General features: G+C 41.1%; 14 protein-coding genes. All 14 read right to left on the bottom strand.

Annotated elements, in window-relative coordinates:
- Positions 1-14: 14 nt before the first annotated feature.
- Positions 15-4,562 (bottom strand): efflux RND transporter permease subunit, encoded by a 4,548-nt coding sequence (locus AAW12_RS16435; RefSeq protein WP_046674745.1) that lies wholly within the window; start codon positions 4,560-4,562, stop codon positions 15-17.
- 13 nt (positions 4,563-4,575) lie between these two features.
- A complete protein-coding gene (locus AAW12_RS16430; protein ID WP_046674744.1) occupies positions 4,576-5,682 on the bottom strand; it encodes an efflux RND transporter periplasmic adaptor subunit in 1,107 nt (368 codons plus the stop codon).
- A 286-nt stretch (positions 5,683-5,968) separates the two neighbouring features.
- Positions 5,969-6,331 (bottom strand): hypothetical protein, encoded by a 363-nt coding sequence (locus AAW12_RS16425; protein WP_046674743.1) that lies wholly within the window; start codon positions 6,329-6,331, stop codon positions 5,969-5,971.
- A gap of 219 nt (positions 6,332-6,550) precedes the next feature.
- Positions 6,551-8,848, bottom strand: coding sequence for a GH92 family glycosyl hydrolase (locus tag AAW12_RS16420; RefSeq protein ID WP_046674742.1), 2,298 nt, complete (start codon positions 8,846-8,848; stop codon positions 6,551-6,553).
- A gap of 266 nt (positions 8,849-9,114) precedes the next feature.
- Entirely contained in the window at positions 9,115-10,158 is a 1,044-nt protein-coding gene (locus AAW12_RS25665; protein WP_197084069.1) for a PKD domain-containing protein, read from the bottom strand.
- A gap of 42 nt (positions 10,159-10,200) precedes the next feature.
- Positions 10,201-11,571, bottom strand: coding sequence for a DUF1735 domain-containing protein (locus AAW12_RS25660; RefSeq protein ID WP_053003764.1), 1,371 nt, complete (start codon positions 11,569-11,571; stop codon positions 10,201-10,203).
- 16 nt (positions 11,572-11,587) lie between these two features.
- A complete protein-coding gene (locus AAW12_RS16405) occupies positions 11,588-13,282 on the bottom strand; it encodes an alkaline phosphatase family protein (RefSeq protein ID WP_046674741.1) in 1,695 nt (564 codons plus the stop codon).
- 58 nt (positions 13,283-13,340) lie between these two features.
- Positions 13,341-14,957 (bottom strand): DUF5008 domain-containing protein, encoded by a 1,617-nt coding sequence (locus AAW12_RS16400; protein WP_046674958.1) that lies wholly within the window; start codon positions 14,955-14,957, stop codon positions 13,341-13,343.
- A gap of 36 nt (positions 14,958-14,993) precedes the next feature.
- Positions 14,994-15,755: a fasciclin domain-containing protein gene (locus AAW12_RS16395; RefSeq protein ID WP_084823216.1), complete on the bottom strand. Its 762-nt coding sequence runs from the start codon at positions 15,753-15,755 to the stop codon at positions 14,994-14,996.
- An 11-nt stretch (positions 15,756-15,766) separates the two neighbouring features.
- A complete protein-coding gene (locus AAW12_RS16390; protein WP_046674739.1) occupies positions 15,767-17,314 on the bottom strand; it encodes a RagB/SusD family nutrient uptake outer membrane protein in 1,548 nt (515 codons plus the stop codon).
- A gap of 12 nt (positions 17,315-17,326) precedes the next feature.
- Positions 17,327-20,485 (bottom strand): SusC/RagA family TonB-linked outer membrane protein, encoded by a 3,159-nt coding sequence (locus AAW12_RS16385; protein ID WP_084823215.1) that lies wholly within the window; start codon positions 20,483-20,485, stop codon positions 17,327-17,329.
- A gap of 11 nt (positions 20,486-20,496) precedes the next feature.
- A complete protein-coding gene (locus AAW12_RS16380; RefSeq protein ID WP_231585287.1) occupies positions 20,497-21,606 on the bottom strand; it encodes a DUF5007 domain-containing protein in 1,110 nt (369 codons plus the stop codon).
- 21 nt (positions 21,607-21,627) lie between these two features.
- Positions 21,628-22,737, bottom strand: a complete 1,110-nt coding sequence (locus AAW12_RS16375) for a fasciclin domain-containing protein (protein WP_046674736.1) — start codon at positions 22,735-22,737, stop codon at positions 21,628-21,630.
- 14 nt (positions 22,738-22,751) lie between these two features.
- Positions 22,752-24,266 (bottom strand): RagB/SusD family nutrient uptake outer membrane protein, encoded by a 1,515-nt coding sequence (locus AAW12_RS16370; RefSeq protein ID WP_046674735.1) that lies wholly within the window; start codon positions 24,264-24,266, stop codon positions 22,752-22,754.
- Positions 24,267-24,275 lie beyond the last annotated feature (9 nt).

Here is a 24,275-nt window from a genome sequence, read left to right as displayed (position 1 = left end):
TTAATGTATGGCCCCTATTGCCAACCTCCTCCCAATGCTTTGTAAAGTAGAATCTGATTTAAGGTGTTTTCTTTCTCCAGTTCTACTTTTCCGATTTGGGCTTCCAGCGATTCCTTCTGTGCTGTAACAACATCCAAAGAGGTCACCCGTCCAGCAATAAATAGCTCCTGTGCGGCCTCGATAGAAAGCTTTAATGCTTGAACATGTTCATCGACAAAACCACGTCGTCTGCCTATTGCCTCTTGCGTCATAATCACATTAGAGACCTCATTATAAGCGTTCAGAACCGCTTTCTCATAATCCAAAAAAGCAATTCCATAGTCCGCCTTTGCAATCTCGTACTGTGTTTTCAGTTGTCTTTGGTTAAATATCGGAAGCGTAATGCCACCAAATAAGTTATAAGCAATAGATTTATCCAAATTAAACAACTTGTTAAAGCTAAAGCTCTGTAATCCGATAAATGGGCTTATTGCGACAGAAGGCAGAAAAGCCAAACGTGATGCTTCCTGATTATTCGAAGAAGCAATCACTTTCAAATAAGCGGCCTTGATATCGGGACGATGGTTGACAAGATCATCGGGTGTACCAAAATGCATTGCATGATATAAATCCGCGTTTTCAGCATATGTACTTCTTACAACAGGTTGATAAAAACGGCCTAATAAACCATTAATATGATGTTCCCAAAGTGCTATCTCTTGGATCAATTGTTCTTTGGCAGCTTTAGAATTGGCCAAAAGCGCTTTAAACTGTTGGACAGAAAGTTCAGTTGCATAACCAGCATCTTTTTTTACTTCAACAACTTCCAGTGCATTTTTATGTAATTCAATATTCCGATCATATACCTTTATCTTTTGATCCAAAGCAATGAGTTCATAATAGGCTGTTGCAATATTAGAGACTAATTCCGTTTCCAAGAGACGCTTTCCCTCCTGCTCTGCTAAGAAGCTAAAATAAGCAGCTTGTTTTTGACTCTTTAACTTTCCCCAAAGATCGATTTCCCAGGATGAGCGGAGTCCAATGAAATAGTCAGGAATAAAGGGTTCGGGCAATTTTTCATCACTTTTCAAGTTCTCCGAGAAATTTGAATCGTAATTACCAATGCCCGATTCGGTATAATGTCCATATTTCCGTATCCCGCCCTCCACTGCGGCCTCTACAGTTGGCCCTAATGCTGCCTTACGTTGTTTGAAATAAGCTTGTGCAGATTCCAGGCGCAAGATGGATTGACGAATATCTAAATTGTTCTGTAAAGCCGAATCAATCAAGGAAACCAGCTGCGAGTCTCTAAAAATTTCTTTCCAGGATCGGTTTCCTATCGTTAAACTATCGGGCGAAAGATGTTTAGAAAAGGAAGCCGGTACGTTAACTTTCTCCGGTTGGAGAGCCTTTTTGGGAACTGAACAACTTCCAAATAAAATAAGCGCAGCAATCACGAGAGAAGCCTGCTTAACACCCTGTTTCTTATCCTTTTTCGAAAATAAAATCACTAACCCTGGGATGACAAGAACGCCCAGAATGGTTCCGATAAGCATTCCGCCGACTGCAGCCGTACCGATACTTCGATTACCCAATGCACCGGCTCCGCTGGCCATCATCAAGGGTATCAGACCTGCAATAAAAGCAAACGAAGTCATTAATATGGGCCGTAACCGGGCAACAGCGCCTTCGATTGAAGCTGTCACGATATCCATTCCTTGCTTATATTTCAAATTGGCATATTCCACAATCAGAATCGCATTTTTGCCCAGCAAACCAATCAGCATGACCAATGCCACCTGCGCATAGATATTGTTTTCCAATCCAAAGACCTTCAAGAAAATAAATGCCCCAAATATCCCCGCTGGAAGACAGAGCAAAACTGGTAATGGCAATAAGAAACTTTCGTACTGTGCACATAACAACAGATAAACAAAGAGAAGACAAAGCGCGAAAATATACAGCGCCTGATTTCCCGAGATTTTTTGTTCCCGCGTCATTCCAGACCATTCGATACTGTAACCCTGGGGAAGAGATGAGGCTATTTTTTCCACTTCTTCGATCGCTTGTCCAGAACTAAAGCCTGCGGAAGATTGTCCTGTAATCATGGCCGAACTAAACATATTGTAACGGGTAATTTGTTCAGGACCATATATCCTTTCCATCGAAATAAAGGCATTGTATGGTACCATCTCACCCGTCTCATTCTTCACATAAAGACGCAATACATCTTCTGGTCTCTGGCGATATTCGGGGCCAGCTTGTACCATAACTTTATACATTTGTCCATAGCGAATAAAATTGGTCGCATAGAGACTTCCCATCAAGGTCTGTAGCGTATTCATGGCATTTTCTACCGATATTCCTTTTTTTGCGGCCATATCGTAGTCCACTTTTAGCATATATTGTGGGAAGTTCACATCAAAACTGGAGCTGATATCCTGAAGAACTTCACTTTTCTCCATATCGTCCATAAACTTCTGCAGCACTTCGGCGGTCTTATTGAGGTCCTCATTACCGCTGCGATCTAAAAGCCGCAACTCAAAACCCGATGAATTACCGAAGCCCGGCACTGTTGGCGGCGGAAAGAAATCAATCTGTGCATCAGCAAAATCTTTGGTTTTTTCACGCAATTCCTTAATGACATCTTCGACAGTCTGATCACGTTCCTTCCAAGGCTTTAGGTTAATCATGCCCATTCCATAGGAAGCACCAGAGACTTCTGTTACAATACTATACCCCGACAGGGTGGAAACGGTTTCCACGATATCGAGTTTCCGCGATACGGAGTCAATTTTATCCAGAACGCGTTCAGTACGGTCTACGGTTGCTCCCGGCGGCGTTGTTACGGCAACATAAATCATTCCCTGATCCTCGGTCGGGATAAAACCTGAGGGCAAAATAGCGCTACTACCCCAGGTTGCGACAAAGAACCCGCCCAGTAAGAGAAGTGTCAATCCACGTCGCGCACTTGTCTTTACCAAAATTCCCTTGTAACCAAAGGCAGTTTTATCATAAATTGCGTTGAATTTTTTAAAAAAACGATCGAGCCAATTATTCGACGGTTTACGGTCATGTGGTGATTTTAGAAAAAGTGCACACAACGCCGGGGTCAATGTCAAGGCGTTGATTCCTGAAATAACGATAGCGGCGGCGAGTGTCAACGAGAATTGGCGATAAAATATGCCAACCGGTCCAGAGAGAAAGGCTACTGGAACGAAAACGGCCGACATTACCAAGGTAATGGCCACCACAGCACCACCAACTTCTTTCATGGCTTCTAATGTGGCTTCCATGGGCTGAAGATGTTCCTCTTCCATTTTGGCATATACAGCCTCGACGACTACAATCCCATTATCCACCACAATACCTATAGCCAGTACCAATGCAAACAAGGTCAGCAGGTTGATGGAAAAACCTAGCATCTGCATAAAAAATAAGGCTCCAATCAAACATACTGGTACGGCCAAAATCGGTATAACAGTTGCCCTAAAGTCCTGCAAAAAGATAAACACAACAATAAAAACCAAGAGGAAGGCCTCCAATAAGGTTTTGATCACCGAGGAAATCGAGGCATCCAAAAACCGCGACACATCGTAACCCATGGTATAAGTCATGCCGGTAGGGAACTGGGTCTGTTTTAATTCGGCCATGCGATCTTTTACACGCTGAATTACCTCCTGTGCATTTGATCCTGGCAATTGCTTCAACATGATGGAGGCAGATGGTCGGCCATCCGTCTTGGATACCATTTCATAATCCAATGAGCCAAATTCAACATCGGCAACATCTTTTATACGGATAATGGAACCATTTGAAGTCGCTCGGATGGGGACATTCGCATACTCTTCAATTTCAGTGAACTTACCCGGATAACGTAACACATATTGTTGCATGTTGCGCATTTTATCCGAACTGATACCTGTTTGTCCTGGCGCGGCCTCGATATTTTGCTTTCGCAATGCAGCTACCACGTCCTCTGCAGAAATATTATAGGCTGCCATACGATCAGGTTTAACCCAAACCCGCATTGCATAGTCGCGCATACCCATAATCTGCGCAAGCCCGACCCCTTCTATACGTTTCAGCTCTTTCAGAATATTGATATCCGCGAAATTGTAAATGAATCTTTCATCTGCAGTTTCATCATCGGTAAAAACATTCAGATACATCAACATGGAGTTAACCTCCTTTTCGGTGGTTACCCCAGCTTTAATAACTTCTTCGGGTAGTTCATCCAATACCGTAGTGACCCTATTCTGCACATTTACAGCTGCGATATCGGGGTCTGTACCCACTTCAAAGAAGATCTGAATCACAGTGCTTCCGTTGTTGGTAGACACTGAATTCATGTAGGTCATTCCGGCGACACCGTTAATTGCTTTTTCCAAAGGAATAGCAACGGCATTTGTACTCACTTCGGCGTTAGCTCCGGTATAATTGGCATTGACGACTACCGACGGTGGGACAATATCCGGGAATTGTGTGATGGGCAGTGTAAATAAGGCCAACAGTCCCAGAAGTGTGATAAACACTGAAATAACCAACGACAATATAGGTCGTTTTATAAATGTTTCAAACATAATTTATCCTCCCCTACAGTTTCCTCATTTTTGGATTAATCTTCATTCCACTCCGCAGTCCCTGTACTCCCTCATAGACGACTTTGGCATTGGGATCCAACCCGCCATCGACAATGTAATAGTGTCCCACACGAGGGCCGGCAGTAAAAGGCATCATTTTAACCGTACTATCTGCCTGTAATATATACACATAGGTCTTATCCTGAATTTCAAATACCGATTTCTGGTGCACAAAAGTATGTTCACCAGTCTCCATAGGCACGGCAATCTTGCCCGTTGCTCCATGTTTTAAGATGTGTTCGGCGTTGGGAAACTGGACCCGTAGTGCAATGGACCCGGTATTGGCTTCAAATTCACTTTCCACAAGATGAGCAATTCCCTCATGTGGATACAGTTCGCCATTGGCTAAAATTAATTTAACTGACTTTTGCGTTTCCTTACCATTCAGCTTGTCACGCATAAGTGCCAGATATTCCCGTTCGGAAATATCAAAATAAACATTCACCTTGCTGAGGTCGGAAATTGTTGTAATCAAACTTCCCTCGGTTAATAAGGAGCCTTCTCGCAACAATATGCGATCTATACGTCCGTCAAATGGCGCTTGTATAACGGTATAATCCAATCTAGTTTGCGCCTGATTGACTAAAGCACGTGCTTCTTCAATTTTCGAATTGGCAGCTTTTAACTGAATTTTCAATAAATTATACTCAGAGGAGCTTACAATATTCTTGTCAACTAATTTTTGAGTCCGTTCCATTTCCAGCTTGATCTTTTGTGCTTCGGCAATGGCATTGTCATACTGTGCTTTGGCCTTAGCTAATTCCGAACGATATTCCTCATTATTATATTTAAATAAAATCTGTCCTTTCTTTACCCAAGCACCTTCATCGACATAAATTTTATCCAGAAAACCATTTAATTTCGAGCGAATCTCGACGTTTTTCAACGCTTGGACATCCGCAATATATTCTTGATAAACAGTTGTGTCCATCACCATCAAAGAGGCGACGGGTATATTTTTGAGTTCTTCTTTTTGATCAGCATTAGCATTTGTGGAGCGGCATGAGGCCAACATCCCGACCGCACCAAGCAAAAGGCACAGTATTCGTAATTTGTTCATATGGGAATAATCTTTTTTTTAAAGGCCATATGGAATACCCAGTTGTTTTTAATCCACGTTGGTGTTTGCCAAACATTGGTATTTCATAAACGATAAAAAATTTAAAATGTGAAATTCTCTTGCTAGCCATTAAATTTGAATGGCTGAGGAGATGATGTGAGCAGGGAGCCATGAAAGCTCATCAAGTTTGCGGGGGCCCAATAGCCTCCATTGTATGACGCACTAAAAACGGCCAAACTCAGCTTTAATGAAAAATAGCTCCACTGAAAAAGAAAAGGGAGAATAATTAGAATGGTCGAAATCGGTATAGGAATCGGTAGTACCCCGGTAGACAGAGGGTTTTGGAACGGTAAAAAGGATGTTCGTCATCCTTTATAAAACATAAGGCTGTAAAGACGATCCCAAAAACAAAAATAAAAATTGATAAGACTTGACTATTGAGCGAAAATATACGATAGTCATCTTGCAATAGTACTTTTTCTTCCTGGGAAGAATGTATAGGTTCCAAATCCAATACGTCATCCAAAAAATACTCCACAATAGTCTCACCTGCATGTAAAACCTGCCCCGTTGCCGAAGAGAAAGACTCATAAGTCAACAGATTGAGGTACGCAAAGAGTGTTAAAAAATGAAATATTTTACCTAACATATCGAAATTTCGAATCACAAAGGTAAGACTTTAAATAGCCAACATTATTGTATTCATGTAAAAAAACCATGACAGCCTTAAAATTAGCTGTCATGGTTTTCAACAAGGAAGTAAGCTTTCTGTTATCAAACTTAAAAGTCCATCAATTAAACAGTCGATATAATTACTTACAACTAAAGTACCATCATTGAATTCATTATTATGTATCGAATCCAATCTTTATTTTCCTTTTATTTTTTCGTTACTAAAAGAATATGGAGCATCCTCTTTTTGAGTGCCTCTATTTCGATTCGGTCTAGCGCTCATTTTAAATTCAAGGTTGGCACCCTGCACTAAATCTTTATACCGGATATAATTTTTGCCATATGGTTTTCCATTCCAAGACAGCTGATCTACGTATACCTGATTTGGCTCCTGTTGTTTCGCGTGGATCAGGACTTTCTTCCCGTTTTCAAGACGGAGTGTCACTCTATCAAATTGAGGAGAGCCAATCACATATTCGCCAGATCCTGGTGAAACTGGATAAAATCCCAATGAAGAAAAGACATACCAGGCTGAAGTTTGCCCGTTATCTTCATCGCCACAATAGCCATCCGGTATAGGTAAATAGAGTTTATCCATTATCTTGCGTACCCAATATTGTGCTTTCCAGGGCTCTGCAGCATAGTTATATAGATAGGGCATATGTTGAATCGGTTGATTTCCATGTGCATATTGTCCCATATTCATCACTTGCATTTCGCGCATTTCGTGTATCATACCCCGGCTTTTCATCCCCTCATAGCTCGGAATGACAAATACCGTATCCAACATCGAAACAAATGATTTATTGCCCCCCATCAAATTAATTAAACCTTGGGGATCATGGAATACACAGAAACTCCAATGCCAGGCATTTCCCTCCGTATACTCCCGCGACCAAGCGCTTGGATCAAAATTCGAGACGAATGATCCATCTGTTTTTTTGCCACGCATCAGTTTGGTACTTGGATCAAACAGGTTTTTATAGTTCATCGCACGTGTTGCATAAATAGCTGTTTCAGCTTCTGGCTTGCCCAGTGCCTTACCAAATTCATAAATACACCAGTCATTGTAAGCATACTCCAATGAGCGTGCTACATTTTGGTCCACTTTTACATCCGCAGGTATATAGCCCAATTTATTGTAATATTCATAACCGAAGCGTCCCGTCGAAGAATGTTTCGGATACGCACTATTGGCTCCATGCTTGAGCGCTTCCCAGAGTAGATCTTTATCATAACCTTTTCTATCGGTAATAAGTGCATCTGCGACGATAGATGCGGAATTGTTTCCAATCATCGATGCCCGATGGCCTGGCGAAGCCCACTCAGGAAGGTAGCCACTCTCTTTATACGCATTTACCAAACCTTCCTGCATACGATCGTTCATTGAAGGGTACAATAAATTCAGCAGCGGAAACAAACTTCGGAATGTGTCCCAAAATCCTGTGTCTGTAAACATTTCTCCAGGCAAGACCTGGCCATTGTAGGGGCTGTAGTGAATACGTTTGCCTGTTCCATCAATTTCAGAAAAATCTCTCGGGAAGAGTGTTGAGCGGTAGAGACAGGAATAAAAGGTACGTAATCTATCCATATTGCGGTCTTCAACTTGTACACGCCCAAGAACCTCATTCCATTGTGCTTTACCTTCATCAACAACCTGTTGAAATGTCTTCGAATTCACCTCTTTCAAATTAATTTCGGCCTGTTCAAAACTAATAAAAGAGGAAGCAATCCGGGCGATGACTTTCTCGCCTCTCTTCAAGGAAGGAAAACCCACAACTGCTCCGGCGTGATTATCCTGAATTTCCAATTCATCGGTGCTTATCGCACCGCTTTTAACGGCAGCTTTGTAAGAGAATGGTCTATCGAAAGTAATGACAAAATAATTCTTGAAATTCTCTGGAACACCACCGCTATTTTTTGTCGAATACCCGACAATCTTATTCTCCTGCGGAATTATTTTAATATAAGACCCCTTATCAAAAGCATCAATAATAACATAAGCGCTATCGGTTTTGGGAAATGTGAATTGAAAGATTGCTGCACGTTGTGAAGGCGACAGTTCTGTTGTCACATCATGATCCGCAAGATAAACGCTATAATAATAAGGTTTGGCAATTTCCGCCTTATGTGAAAACCAGCTCGCACGTTTTTCTTGATCAAATCGGGGTGTACCTGTAACGGGCATGATTGAAAACTGTCCATAATCATTGTTCCAGGGACTTGGCTGATGCGTTTGCTTAAACCCCTTTATTTTATCCGCCGTGTAAGTATATACCCAGCCGTCCCCCATATTGCCCGTCTGCGGTGTCCAGAAATTCATTCCCCAGGGCCTTGCGATCGCAGGATAGGTATTCCCGTTAGACAATTCATACTTCGATTCGGTACCGATCAAAGGATTCACAAAATCAACTGGTGAGGCCTGCTGCGCCATCCCTCCATGTATAGCGAATAGAAAAAGAATGCTACCTGTTAGTTTTTTGATAGTTAACATATTTATGCGTTTGAGTTGAACGTATTTTATAAGCGAAAAGCTAAAACGTATTAGTAAATATAGGTAAGAAATTCAAATCTAGGGGATTGAACCGCTGTTTTTCACAAGATGGTTACAATAAAAAGGGTAGATCATATCCCTTCCAAACAAAAAACAGCCATAGAATACCACTCTTTCAAGCGCAGTATCCTACGGCTACTTTCTTTACCAATCCCCCTCTTGTTACTCACTACCTCAACTAGTTTGCTGATGTCGTCTTTTTGTGTCTACTGGGGCAGTTCCAAAAGTCTAAATTCACTCATTTGGAAATTTGACCCCGAGGAAACTGCTTTTACGACATACCTGTAATAACTATAAGGTTTTGAATTCACGAAGGTGAAATTAATGGACTTTCTTCTATCTGCTGAAGTAGTGCCAAAGCTATAACCTGTGATCGTGTGTAATGTCACCCAGGTCTCTCCATTGTCGGATCCCTGTATTTCCCAATCTTTAGGATCTCTTTCCGGGGAATCATTTCCAGTTGTTATGGTATAACCGTTGATTGTTTGCGGTTGATAGAACGCAAACTGCCAATACATACCCGATTGATATCCACCGATAAAAAGTTTTGTGGTAATATTGTTGTCGATTAATTTTTTCGAACCTTCGCCAGCGTCGGGGCCACTCGAGTTGTCCTGTGAAATGCGAAAGGTATTATCAATATTTGTCCAATCTTTTACAATTCCAAGGTCCGTTAGCATCTTGGTAATAACAATCTGGGATCCTTTAGGCGTTTTAACACGAAGTTGATAGGTCTCAAATTTACCCACTTCAATGGATATATCGGCTTTTGCCTTGTCGGACACCTCTTCATACTTATCTTTGTCCGTCATTTTTGACCAAGTGACAGCCTGTACCGCGATGTCGCTGTCATACGCCAGAATCAGCTTTCCAGTGCCGTTCTTTGTCGCATTGAATCGAATTAATTTCTCCGCATCAATTTTAATGACCTCTTCACGTTGCGCCCAATCGCCATTTTCATTAAGCACTTTAAGTTTGACGGTAAAATTACCGGTATTCAAAAAGGTATGTTGCGGCGAAACTTTCGACGAGGTACTGTCATCCCCAAAGCTCCAGCGAGTCTCGCTATAATCTTTTGACTGATTTGTAAATTCAAAAGTAAATGGGTCATCCTTAGCAACCTGCTTTATAGAAAAGGCTGACACTGGATTGGGTAGCTGGGGTTTATCAATAACCACTTCCTTTTCTTTACTGCAGCCTAATACGGCAAACAGTAAAAGGATATAAACACTATATTTTATTAATTTCATCTTCATAAATTCATCGTTGTAATACCATACGTTGCCGTCCATTTATAAAAACTCAATCATCCTCCATTCAGAACATTGGAATAAGCTACTTCCAACATTTTCTGTAACATTTAGACGATAAAATTTATAACTACCCGGTTTTTGGACATTAAATCTTCGTGTCTGAATTCTATTCGGGAAGCTCTCATTGGTTCTTGCGTCAATCGTAACCCAATTTGTACCATCTAACGATCCCTCAAGAAACCAGCTTTTTGGATCACGTTCGATAGCATCATTTCCGGACGTAAGTGTATATGCGCCAATTTTCAGCGTCCGCGTGAATGTCAGTGTACACTGCAGGTCGCCCGTAAATGCACTTTGCAGAAATTTTGTACTGGTCAGGTCGTCCACGAATTTTAGGCTACCTTCGCCCGCGTTTGCTCCACCATTATTATCCCGGTTCACGGTTAGCGTTGCCTCCCCCGTTACATCAAATTCGACAACCTTTGCACAGTCGATTAAAATTGTCGTATAATTTTTCAGCGGATTGATCACATGCAGGGTAGGATCCTTTAAATAGACGGTTACAGCGAGAAACTTATCTTTATTTTTGGTAATAACATCCCAAGGAATCGATATATTGAAGGCCGCCGCCGATTTATTCCCCAGCACCTGCACGCGTGAAGGAAGTGCGTATTCATTTTCCTGTAAACCGATCGTATTCGCGGGAACCTTTTTCTGCGTTATCCAATTTGAAATTGAATCAGTTGTACCTCGCACTTCAACATAAAAAAATTTACTTGGAAACGATGCTAACGAAACGCCGATCGGGATTTCGATTCCTGAAGGCGTTGTATTATAATTCTTATGATCGCTTGCCAATATGATATTGCCAGGTGAATTTGTTATCGAAAGATAATGGATATCTGTCGCTGTTAGCAGATTCTTGGAGTCCATCGTTACAATGACACTGCTGGGATTTCCGAGCTGATTACCTTTTCCTGGATTCGATAATTTATAGGACAGCGCAAACTTCTTACCGTAAACACGTTCAATTTCTGTTCGCGAAATTGTTAACAAAAAAGAGGTGGTATCTGCACCATATTGAAACTTCACGATATTGGGAAAAGAGAATGCCGCGTTGGGAAGTGTAACCACATCTTTTAGTATTCCCGATTCGATTAATTTGTTCACTGTATCCGTATTCAGTTGAAGTTCAACATCAAATGTCTTAGACGCGGGACTACTCAATTTTACTTGCATCGGAACCTGTACATAATCGTTTGTTTTGATCAGATCCTTGCCTCCACCTGCTGCGATAACTTGAACAGGAGTCCCTTCTTGTAGATTAAACACCTCTAGATTATTTTTTGAACAAGCCAAAAACTGACTCAAGAACAAAATAATCGTTGTATAATAAAATAGTCTTTTCATATTCGCTTTTTTAAGATTATTTATCTACCCAAACTCGTCCATCTAATTGCCAATTCTCCTGCCGAGCAATCTGCAGCCAGCTAAATATCTGGGCGGTGATATCGGTATTTTTTGGCACTAATGTACTTATTGTTTCAACCGATGGAGCGCAGAGGAAATCATTCAGCTTAGAAATTTCATAGGTGGCATTGCCCATCTTTAAGGTATTTCCATAGGGTCCATCGTCATAAAGCACACCATCAGTAACCGTTCCAACAATAGGCCAATTGGCCGCAAGATTCGGATAATAAGGATGTTCTTCACTTACTCCTACTTGACAATTATACTGCGTAATAACGGCCAAAGGCAAGGCAACTTTCCAAAACCGAACATCCGCCAGATAGTAATCACCTTCGTTCCAATTGCTCCCTCCATTTAACAATCCTAGCCTAAATTTTGCCGGGCTGCTGATTGCTCCCCACGAACTAATATCCATCTCATTGCCCGGGAGACCATTTGTATAGGTTTTCACGATGCGTTTACCATCGCTTGTCAAGGCCCCAACTATAGTCACGTTATTCCAAGTGGCGTTGTTCAATTTAGGACCATTTACTTCACCACTTCCATTTGGTCCGCGACCATTGAACATCCAATAATCGTCCTTGAAAGCCATAATCCATCCATTCGTTGGTGCGCCTGATTCCCATTTTTCACGTTTGCCTATAAAAGAAGGATAATTGGGAAATTTGTACGTGTTATTTGGCCCTTTATTCTTCTTAACTTTCAATTCAATGGTAAATTCTTCTTTATCGCCAAGATCAAAAACAGGATTATCGCCTTCGGTCAACTCGGCGTAAACACTGCCTTTAAATCGTAGAAAATCTCCAGAAAAGCGGCTGCCCAAATAAGGTTTATTGATATACCTTGAATTATATTTCGGTGAGTAGAAAATAGTGAAAGTATTCACCTTCGGGTTACTAAAGATTGTATTGTCATTTTGCGCCGGTGGAATCTCAAAAGGGCCACCTTTACTCGATGTGATGATAACCAGCCAATTTTCTTTCTTAAAAGCTGGCCGTTGCTCCAAAGCCTTCATAACTTCTCCAACCTGCTTATCGAAATTTTCTATCGCAGATTTGTAAACAGCACTACTATTGTCATAGGCACTAGCTTTTCCGGCCATATCAACTGCTGTAAAATGTGCAGTCAACATGGTTAATTCCGGTTGCTTTAAGCCTTCCTTAACACCATTGACAACCTCGTCGTCTGTATTCTCCAACTTAGCTACCGCAACAGGAGCAATATTTTCAACAAATAGTTTAGAACTGCTATACACTTTGAATTCGGGGTTTTTCATATTTGCTGCAACCCTTGTATAAACAGTTGGGAAGGTCTGAAAGTTATTGTTCTTAAAATTATCACCCACAACCAAATGTTTATTTTGGTTCACCCCAGTCATAATACTGGCTAAATCGGCGCCTGTAGCTGTTGCATCGTCATGCTCCTCGCTTAACGAAACCCAGGAATAAATCGAATGGTTAAGCAATCCATTCATCGTTGGAATATTTGCTGTCCGAACAGATTCTCCCCTTGCTCCGTCCACAATGAGCATGAGCACTTTAGGTTTGCCATACACCAAATCTACGGTATCTTGTTTTCCTTCATTATTCGGTATCAATCGACCGAATTCATCTTTGCAGGAAATGAACGTCAATAATAGTATTAAAGACATTAGCCGGAGGCTTATATTTCGAAAATTAGCTTGAGATCTCATCTGTTTAAAATTTAAGTTACTGCTCCAATTTAATTCGAATCAGATTATGTACCTCTTCGTTATTAAATCGACCAAAAAAGCCCATCAAAAGTAATGCGCGTTTACCATCTTCTGTTTTTGTCTCAACAACTTTATTGATATAGCCAGAGAAATAGCCAGAAGTATTATAATCGCCATTTAATTCGCCATTAGAATTCAAGATCATAAAACCATTTCGGGCGATATTACTGTAGCGCGCAAAATCTCCGGAAACAACAATTAAACCATCATTTAATTGCATCGCATAGGAAGGATTGCCTCCCTCAAAGGTTTTGGCCTGAAACGTTGGATCCACTGTTCCATTCTGGTTCAGCATGATAACTTTTATTGCCGATACACCGTTATATTTACTAAAGTCTCCAACGACCATGTATTTATTTGTTACACTATTATAAGTAACCGAGGAGACATTGTAGTCTGCTCCAACTCCACCAGGATTAAATGTATCGTCCAATGTTCCATCCGCATTTAACCGTGTTATATATCCTTTTGGTTGGCCGTCGAACCTATTGAAGGAGCCATATACTACAATTTTGCCTTTTAAGGCCCCACTGGTATGATATACAGTGGCTACCGCTCCATTTCCACCAGCCATTGCTTTGCCGTCTGCCCCAAACCTGAAGGACTTATCCAACGATCCATCTAGATTCAAACGGGCAACATGTCTGATTTCGGTACTATCTAGGATAATCGTATCCCTTGTTTCCAACCGATTGGGCTTATCATAGGTGCGATGGATGTAATATCTAAAATTCCCCGTTGCTAAAATTTTCCCCTCCGACTCGTATATATTGCCGATATTGCCATCAAACCCACCGTTAAATGTCGGATAATACTTCAACGTATCACTTTGCCCCGGGCGTCGGAATGGTTTAATGCCCATGGTATCAATCGCTCCGGTGGTGTAAATTCGCGTCAGATTGTTGATATCTGAATTTCGCTGTCCATATCCTGAAAAAGAACCTGCCAAAAAGTAATAATTTCCTAGTTTGAGAATGCTATTCAGCGAATTATTAGCTCCGGTACCGATACGAAAGCTCGCATCATAGGTGCCATCTGCAAAAGTCCTTACAAGACGATTAATTGGCCGTATCGACCCTTTATTATTATAATTTGTGAAGGCCCCCGTAAAGATCATTTTTCCATCTTCCAAAAAAAGAACATCAGAAACGGTATTATTTGTTCCTACCCCCACTTGAAAAGTCTGATCGATAGATACGTTGCCTAAAACCGTAAATTGTGGTCCGAAAAAGACGATATCGTCAATTGTAACAGAAAGCACTCCTGTACTGGCAAAAGGTGGAACCTTCAGCTTTACATAATCTGCCGTTAGCTCGACAATCTGTGCTTTTTCACCGTTGAATCGAATGACAGCTTTATCTTTATATTTATCCAGACCTTTAATTCGCATAACGGTTTCTACTCCCGTTTTACCCGATTCAGGTTGCATTTTATCGGTTGGATTGATTTCTATATCCAATGGCGGTAGCCCTTCCTCGTATGGAGCTGAAAACATCTTGTTATTCTTATTGCACCCAAAACAAAGAGCAATAACAAACAACAGGGCTGTATACTTCCAAATCGTATTGTACATAACTTTCATAATTTAAACTACAACTGCTTATTGTTATTAACGCTTACTTTCTAATATATCCAACAGAATATCGCTCTGATTGAATCCAAACTGAGCCTTGGTATAATCGATTACATGGACAACCCCATTGTCGGGTTGAATATCTGAGGATGCGACTGGGCATGACCGCCAGTCGTTTGGCCTACTGATATCCGGGATATAAGAAATATACAATTGCCTGTATCCCATGTATTTCAACCGGGTAATATTGTTTTTGTCAGAATCGTTTATTGCATCGTTATAGACAACTCCAATATTGGAAACTGTATTTGCAAATGAGGTATAATTTTGGCCTTTATAGACATTTAGCAAATCAAAATCGATCTGGGGATAATCCATTAATTTTCGTTTTCCGTTAAACATATAACGCAATAAATACTTACGCCAAATTGCACTGTCGACATCCGCCAATGTTTTGATGGTATCGCGTCCTAAATCATAAAGTAACCAATTAACACTGGATTGATTGCCCGGCGCATTGGATTTAGCGCTACCAATCATTTTCCTTATATTTTCATCCCTAGGGGCAAAAAAAGTGAATTCCTTGGTCTTAAAATCTTCTTCTAAACCTGCCAACCTAATAATTGTGGCAATCGAATCAAATTCCCGGGGTTTGGAATCCAGGTAATCCATAATGGAGCCATCAAATTTTGCCTGTGCCAATCCGCCATCTTTATAATACGCATCCTTTTTACAGGATACTATGCCGAACAGTACCATCGTTAGTAAGGCATACCCTATTATCTTAACTTGTCTCATAATAAACTGATTTAATTTCCTCCTGTCCAATAATCGTTCAACACTATTTTTGAATTAAAATTTTTGGCCGAAGCATCCAGAGGCCAGGTCCATGCACGACGGTTATACTGATCGATCGTCATGGGGTTCATTGTCCATTGTGGATTGAGTATTCTTCGCGTCCGAATCAGATCAAAATATCTTACCCCTTCTCCGATCAATTCACGACAACGCTCTTCGAAAATAAAATTCTTAAGATCCGTACCGCCACCGGCGTAACGTGGAGCTTCAGCCCGATCCCGAACAATATTGAGCACTGTGATTGCCTCAGCCTCTCGCGCACCACCTAAATTAGCCAATGCTTCAGCCTCTAATAACAGCGCATCAGCATAACGAAATATCATAAATGTATTATCCGGATTTGAGTCCTCATTACCCGAAGCAAAGACATTGGCTGCAAATTTCTTTAAAACAAATAATCCATCATTCGCATACATGTCCTCATACCAAAGTTCTTTTCGCTTATCCGCAGGACCATTCAGCGGATAAATCCGATACATAAAAATAGACGAATAATAGGCAATGCTGAATTGTTGGTTATAGCGGGGAAACTTATATGGCCAGCGTAAAAAATGATCCCACAAAGGTGCATAGGCATTGTTCTGATCATTATAATTGATTGTTCGGTAGAATTCAAATAGCGATTCTTCCGTGCGTCCTTTTGAAACTTTCGCCCACTCCTCTGGGGTTAGCTTATACAAATGATGCACACCACTCGCGCGTAGCTCCTTTCCAAGGCTTGCCACACTTTCGTAATACTTCGCTGCATTAGCTGAGTCAAAATTGGCATTCCACATCTTCATATGCATCAACAGTGCAATAATGCTTCCGCGGCTCGCCCGGGCCCCACGCTGTGATGCCTCTCCAAACGTCCATGGCATTAGATCCTTAACAGATTCTAAGTCATCAATACTTTTGCTAATGACAGAAACCATATCTTCACGTGGGAGTTGCTTTGCAAAGTACGCATCGGTATAATAAACTACATCGCCATACAGACGTACCATCCAGAAGTAACTCAGGCAACGCATAAAAGTAGCTTCGGCTTTATAGCGGTCTTTATCTGCGGCAGACAACCCGGGAATTCCCTCATCCAATTTTGAAATGAGAATATTACAGCTCTGAATTACTTTGTAATAGGTATCCCAGATGGAAACCCGATACATAGCATAACCACTTGACCGACCACCACTCAATGTATTGTTATACACGGCATTCATATCATTGGTTCCCAGATCGCGAAGTATCATGCGATCCGATCCGGATGTAGGGGAGGGAAAAATTTCTCCCGACCTCGCTTCGCCAATCGCCCCGATTACCCATGACTCGTTCAGTTTTTCAAAAAACTGACTATAAATACGCGCGATATTTGCCTCTACATCCTCTTTCGACTGATAGAAATTGTTACCCGTAAGTCTATCGATCGGCTCCACGGTCAAAAATTTCTTACAGCCCACCAAGACGCTTGTACATAGACATATGACAAACGCTATTCTTCCTATATTTCTTTTTGTTTTCATCCTAAAGATCGATTAAAAATCAATATTAACACCAACATTATATTGCCTAGGCACTGGATATCCTCCAGAAGCGTCCCTTCCCATCGTGCTGACATTTTCGGGATTAGGCCCACTGTACTTTGAGAGTGTAGTTACATTGTCGGCTGATATATATATCCGTAGACGCTCAAGTCCATATCTTCTAACCGCATTTTTCGTAAACATGTAAGAGAGCGTCACACTATTTAACTTAAAGTAAGATCCATCTTCAGCCCATAAATCCTGGTCCATCCGAAACGGATTAACGCTTGAATATCTTCTGAAATCGTAAGCATAAGGATATTTGGCAATATCACCTGGTTTCATCCACATATTAATATCATCCAAGGGAACTACAGCCCTATCCCCATAGGGGTCACTCATCAATTGCAACCGCTCGGCAAGGGCATTGTTCAAGATGGTACGTTTTGCTGTATAGGATGCATATAAGTTTAAACCAAAAGATCCGAGGGTCTCATGATTGTAATTAAAATTCAATTGCATACCACCTGTAATCAACGGTTGAGAATTTCCCGTACGGGCATAGTCATTTTCATCTAAAACATAGTTGCCATCTAAATCTGCAAAAATTGGGTCCCCAGCCTGAAATTCTGTACCATTGGCCATTCGATAACGTCGCCCGGTCGCTGGGTCAACAGGTACATCTGCATCGGTACTGTATACACCTCGATTTAATAACATGTAATTGGACATTGTTGAAGTTCCTACCCTGAAAACAACATGTTGCTTATATTTGTCATTATTTTCCCAACGGACAAATTGCCCACCATAATGCTCGGGTAGCTTTAACAAAACATCCCGATTATATGCTCCATTTACCCCTACTGACATGGTAAAACGACCTTCGGTCAAAGGTCTTAACATAACAGATAACTCATGACCATAATTGGCAATTGCAGCCGAGTTACTATTTACTTTGTCAAATCCCAACGATGAAGAAAGTCGTTCTTCAAATAGAATATTGTTTACTTTCTTATAATATGTATCATAGGTCAATTCAAACCTGTTTTGAAAAAAAGCGAGGTCCAACCCCAGGTTATACTGACTTGTTGTTGTCGGTTTAAGGTCCGGATTGGGAATTTGTTCATAATTGATTCCGATGCCGATCTTATCATTGTAGCTTCCTGCAATATCATATTTTCCATAAACACGCTCCAAGGTACTATTCGGCATAACATTTACACCCCAGCTGGTCCGCAGGGAGAGTAAATTAATCCAGTCCACATCTCTCAAGAAATTCTCATGATAGGCGTTCCATCGAAAACCAACAGCAGGGTTTTTAGTATAAAGATTTCCAAATCCATTTTGTGAAGACCCGTCCATTCTGTAAGAAAGATCGACCACATATTTCTTCATATAATCATACGTCCCGGCGATGGCAAAAGATAATCCTCTTTCCTTTCCGAAACCACGACGCAACAATCCCCCACCCTTGGAAAAATAGCCATCAAATCCAAGCGGCCCTTCAAACTGATCATTTGGCGTACGGGCCTGTAAAGTGGCATTAGCCTGTTTATCCAAGGTCCGAATCTCATTGAATAGATTGAAAAATACAGTATGCTTTTCATTAAAAGTATGGCTATAATTGATGGAGTTCCTATTATACAAGGAATTGTAACGGCCATAATAAGCATACACTTGTGCAAATTGACCATTTGCTGCTGCCGGTGTAAACGTATTTTCATTATCAGAAGTAGATTCATAGCTCATGGTTGTGGTCGCCCGCAAACCTGGAACAATTTCATAAGAAGCTTCAATGAAAGGCTTGATCGATTTCGACGAATTATCGTTTCGGGTCTTCAATGCAGAGTTATAGCCGGAAGATGCCAGATAAAAAGATGGACCCGGCAACAACGTTGAGGTCATCCCGTTTGTTGCCACACCAGATTGTAGAATACCTAAGCCATTACCTTTACTTTTTGAGCCAAGTGAAGCACTTACCTGCGCCGTGAACTTAAATTTCTCATTGGGATAATATTCAAATCGCATATTGGTCATATAGCGATCAAAACCCGTATTTTTGATGATACCGTTTTCATTATAATAATTCAGGTTCGCCTTATAGTTTAATTTCTGATTCCCACCATCAATTGCCACATTATGCGTCTGGTTGTAAGTCGTCGCATAAAATAGGTCCTGCCAATTCGTTGAATTGTTATAGTAAGGGTTCAAACTATCCGATAGCATGGGGGTTTGTGAAATTCGGTCCAAGTCGTCCTGCGACAGGGCATTCCCATAGATCTGTAATAGTTTTAGCCGTCGTTCTAGATTACCGCCTAAAGTTGGGCGTAACTGAGGAGGCGTTTTTAGAAAGAAATTGCCGGTATACCTGACCCTGGGAACTTCAGAATTCCCGCGTTTCGTATTGATAATAATGACACCATAGGCAGCCAATGATCCATATAGTGATGTCGCTTGTGCATCTTTAAGCACTTCAATACTTTCAATATCCTCAGGTGGAATTAAGGACAGTGGGCTGATTCCCGGCCCCTGCTGGCTTAATCCAAGTTCATTGGCTCGATCCGCATCCATTGGGACACCATCGATCACATACAATGGTGAAGTAGGGGTAAGAAATGACTGATCACCACTTCCGGTTACACTGATTGTCGAAAGTCCCCGGATCTGCGTCGATCCTCTAAATCCCGGTGCTCCAGTATTTACCTGTATGTTAAGCCCCGCAACCTTTCCCTGAAGCAAGTTTTCTACATTCGCTGATGGAATATCCTGAATTTCCTTTCCACTGATCTTAGTCGAGGATCCTGTCGTCGTCTCTCTCGGGCGTTTTACATAGCCCCTGACGACAACTTCATCCATTTGATTATCGATCTCCTTCAATTGAACAACGACATTTCGGTCGGCCCGCACCGTCATAGTGCTTCCATCATAACCAATTAAACGAAAGGCAACCGAAGTCCCTGTTGCTGTTGTCAAGCTAAATGCCCCCGAGGAATTTGTCGAGGTCGCTTCTTTTCCAGATTTGCCATAACGTACTGTGACACCCGCCAATGGCCGCCCTTTATTATCTGTTACCTTACCAGACATAATAACTGTCTGCGCAAAAACCTTTGTCGAAAGAAAAACACACAATATCAACAGCATGCAGCTGTTATAAAATATCTTAAATTGCATAGCTATTTCAATTATTCATTATCAAATCGTGGATTCTCCCGTTGAAAATGGAAAACAATTTCCCAATCTCCTTTGGTAAAAATTTTAAAGTTCAACCCAAAATTGGCCGTAATTAACCCTCCGCCAAACCCCTTTCTGGAGTAGGAAAAATCGACCTTTGCGCTGTTTCCATTAGTATACTTCGTTGGAAAACTTGTTAAGGGAATCGGATAAGCTACATCATATTGCACATAAGTAGCCGTTTTTTTCATGTTAAAGCCATGAACCAGTTCATTCCATTTTGTTTCATTAAAACTATCCGGATTTATGGGCTCCCCATTTTTATTCAAAAAGACAAAACGTAAATTATGTCCATTTCCTCCGGTAAATCTGCGGATATAAACGACCAGATCTTTAAACTGATCATCCGTGCGTAATAACTGATTGGAAGATTCTCCATAAATCCCATTCATATAGGAAGGCCAGATATAGCTTCTTTTCTTTGGGTTCTTAGGATCATTTGGATCTGGAGCAGTTTCACCGTTATATGGGTTCTTATCCGAATAAGGTTCATAATCCTGAACGCGCCAAGGGAGAATCATAAAATCTTTGATCACTGTAGAGCCCCCTGAATTGGAGACCTTTAAATCAAAATACCGGATATTCTGCACCAAATCTATACTGTCTTTCGAACGCGGTTCGATCAGCTCATTTGTCGAGGAATTCCACAAGATAAAGCTACCCGTAGAGTCAACCTCAAAAAGAGGTCGATACACAAGCTGACGTTTGGCTTCGATTTCTTCCAAGTTCTTTTCAGTACCGTCATACCGGTATATCCACCGATAGACAGGTTTTACTTCGAAAAGATCAGTATAAGGACGCCCATCACCATAACGGGGGTTAACAATTTCAAACCGCAGCGGTGTGGTCGAATGATCGGTATTAATATGACCCATTAGCGTGGTTCTACCCAGAATGGGGTAAAAAGATTTCCCGTCATAAGTCAGATTGACACTTAAAAATTCCTTTTCATCCGGTAAATTGTAAAGCTTTTTACATCCGTTTAAACCGACGCACATCAAGATGAGCAGTCCCAAGTTGCATGTCTTATTTATTGTATTAAATTTTCTAGCAATTTTCATGTCCATACATTCTTAAATTGGTTATTGATTACGGTTCATTGTCCAATCTGCCAACTGGAAATCGTTACCACCATGCATACGTGCAATATTCAAACGATAAGCTTTGTAGGTCTTTGTATTTGTAAAAAAGAACACACGCAATTGAAACCTTTCGTCAAATTCCTCCCCTTGTCGAGAGTCCAATAAGATCCATTTCCCACTTTCTCCATCAAGTCCCTGTAAGGTCCAATCCGTTGGATCCCGGTCTTGAATATCATTTGCTGACCGGAGTGTATAACTGTTAGCAAGTACTTCGACAGGAAAATCCCATTGCAAATAGAACTGTCCCGGACTTGATAAAAAGAACTTTGTTTCTGGATTACCATCAAATACATATTTTGACGCCTCGACAGCATTTGGTCCACCCGACGTTTCCTTCGACGCAGAACCCTGCCCTTTGAATTTTATGAAAAGGTTTTCTGGCGGTGGGATATAGATGATCTGACTAACGAATTTATTGAAACCAAACACGTGGTCAGGGTTCAACACATGAACAACAGCATTGTCTGTTTGGATATTTAATGAGCTGGTCTCGGTCGTTACCCAGTTGCGGTTAAAAACAGATCTTCTCGTATCGGAAAAGTCAACAATCGTAGGACCGCCATTTATATATCCAGATGAAGATTGTTTGTTCAATCCAATATGCATTGGATAGCCGTATCGAATGCCCCGAACATCCTTGCCATCCTGACTATTGAGAGAATCACTCGCAATTCTGCCCTGGATAATATACTGGCATAGCAGTGAATCCAGTATTTCATACTTGACTGAATTCAGATATTGTGCAGGCTTATCAGAGACACTCAAGGTATTGTTCAGGTTTTGAATAGCCAGTTGAAAATTGGCATTGGTCAACGCAAACAACGTCACTGTGCTGTCTTCCAATTTTTTTTGCAGACCGACTCTATCGATCACTTTCACCAAAGAATCATATACTCCAGGTTTACTTTTTAGATAACTATATAAATTACCCTTATAGGTCGGTTCTTGAGATATGGGCGAATAATAGCCTTTATCTTTAGCACAAGCGAATAGCAGGGCCGTCATTAAAAGTGTATATACACCGTGTACAAAAAATAGGTTCTTTCTCATAATTGGTTACTCCTTTACTTCCAATAAGTATTTTGTTCAATCAACTTATTTTGAGCGAGAATTTCTCGAGCAATTGGCCAATAAATTCCGTCGTTAGCGATCAACTGTGCTAATTGAGGATTGTCATGTTTTATCTTTTCCCGGCGAATCATATCATACCATCGCTGTCCTTCACCCATCAATTCCCGCTTGCGTTCTAAAAATATAGCATCAACCAGATCTCCGTTTGTGGTTTCACTATAAACTTTAAGCCCTCTCCGCTCTCTAATTTCATTGAGCAGTTCAATGGCGGTTGATTTTTCCCCCAACACCGCTAACGCTTCGGCGCGCAAAAGCGTAATGTCTTCCAAACGAGTGAGTACTGTAGCACTGGTAAAGATGCGGAAGGTAGGATCCGAAGAACCTCCCATAATACATTTGATTTTGCTAAATATGGGATACTTGCCGTTGAAGTTTCGGAAATATACCTCTGTCGTAGGATTTCCCAGTGTATCGATACTAAACCGTTGATCCTTCTTTTCGTTGAATGTTTTTAAGATCGTTTCTTTTGGCATATAAATATCTGGCACGGTCTTATTGACAACAGGAGCAGCCAGTGTCAACTCTTCGATATGTCCTGTAAACGATGCCTCCACATGTGCCCATATATAAGGAAATGAGAACATTTGCTCGGAACGCTTCTCAAAGAAAAATCCATTGCCATCCGTTAAAAAAGAAGTAGACAAGTAATAGGCTCCCCCTTTACTATAATTGTCCATCACAAATTGTGAATAAGAAGCCGCATCCGCATAATTGGCTTGCCATGCAGCCAAATGTGCTAGGATCGCATAGACAGAAAGTTTCCTGACCAATGCCCCATTCCATCTGGAAGATGCTTCATTGTAGTAGTTCCCAATTTGCTGTTCATCACCCGTACTATAGGAATAAGGTAATAATTGGGCTGCATCATACATTTCTTTTTCAATCCATGCATACAGTTTTAATCGATCCTCCCTGGGTTTATTCTCAAAATTTCCATCATGAGAATTTAGTATTAGGGGTACATCACCCCAAATGCGGACCATATTGAAATAAGCATAAGCACGTAGAAATCGAGCCTGAGCCACATCCACCACCAAATTGTTTTCAGTGTACCGCATATCCTTTTCTCTTACTCCCGGTGCGCGTTCCATAAAAATATTAGCAGCATTAACCACGGCAAACCAACGCCTCCAATTCGATAATGCATTTAGCGATTCATAATTCGCTTTGAGGTCATTCTTAATAATTGCTTTGAGATCCTGCCGATTGGGACTCTCAAAATCTCCCGACCGAACTTCGCCGTAAAGCCAATACGCATTATTGTCGTCCAGAGCCGCTTTGGTTAAACCATAAATTCCCATCAAGCCTGCACGTGTGTCTTCCAAAGCATTCCACATATTCTCTTCCTTGACCGTACGAGAAGAGTCTATATCCAGCATTTTCTTACAGCCCCCTAGAAGCAGTAAGAAAAGTAACAAAACACTAAATATGAGATGATATCTTTTCATTTCTTTGCA

Origin of the sequence: Sphingobacterium sp. Ag1 (genome assembly GCF_000988325.1) — a bacterium.
Lineage (GTDB): Bacteria > Bacteroidota > Bacteroidia > Sphingobacteriales > Sphingobacteriaceae > Sphingobacterium.
The sequence above is the reverse complement of the archived record's forward strand: the minus strand, read 5'-3'. Positions and strand labels throughout refer to the sequence as shown.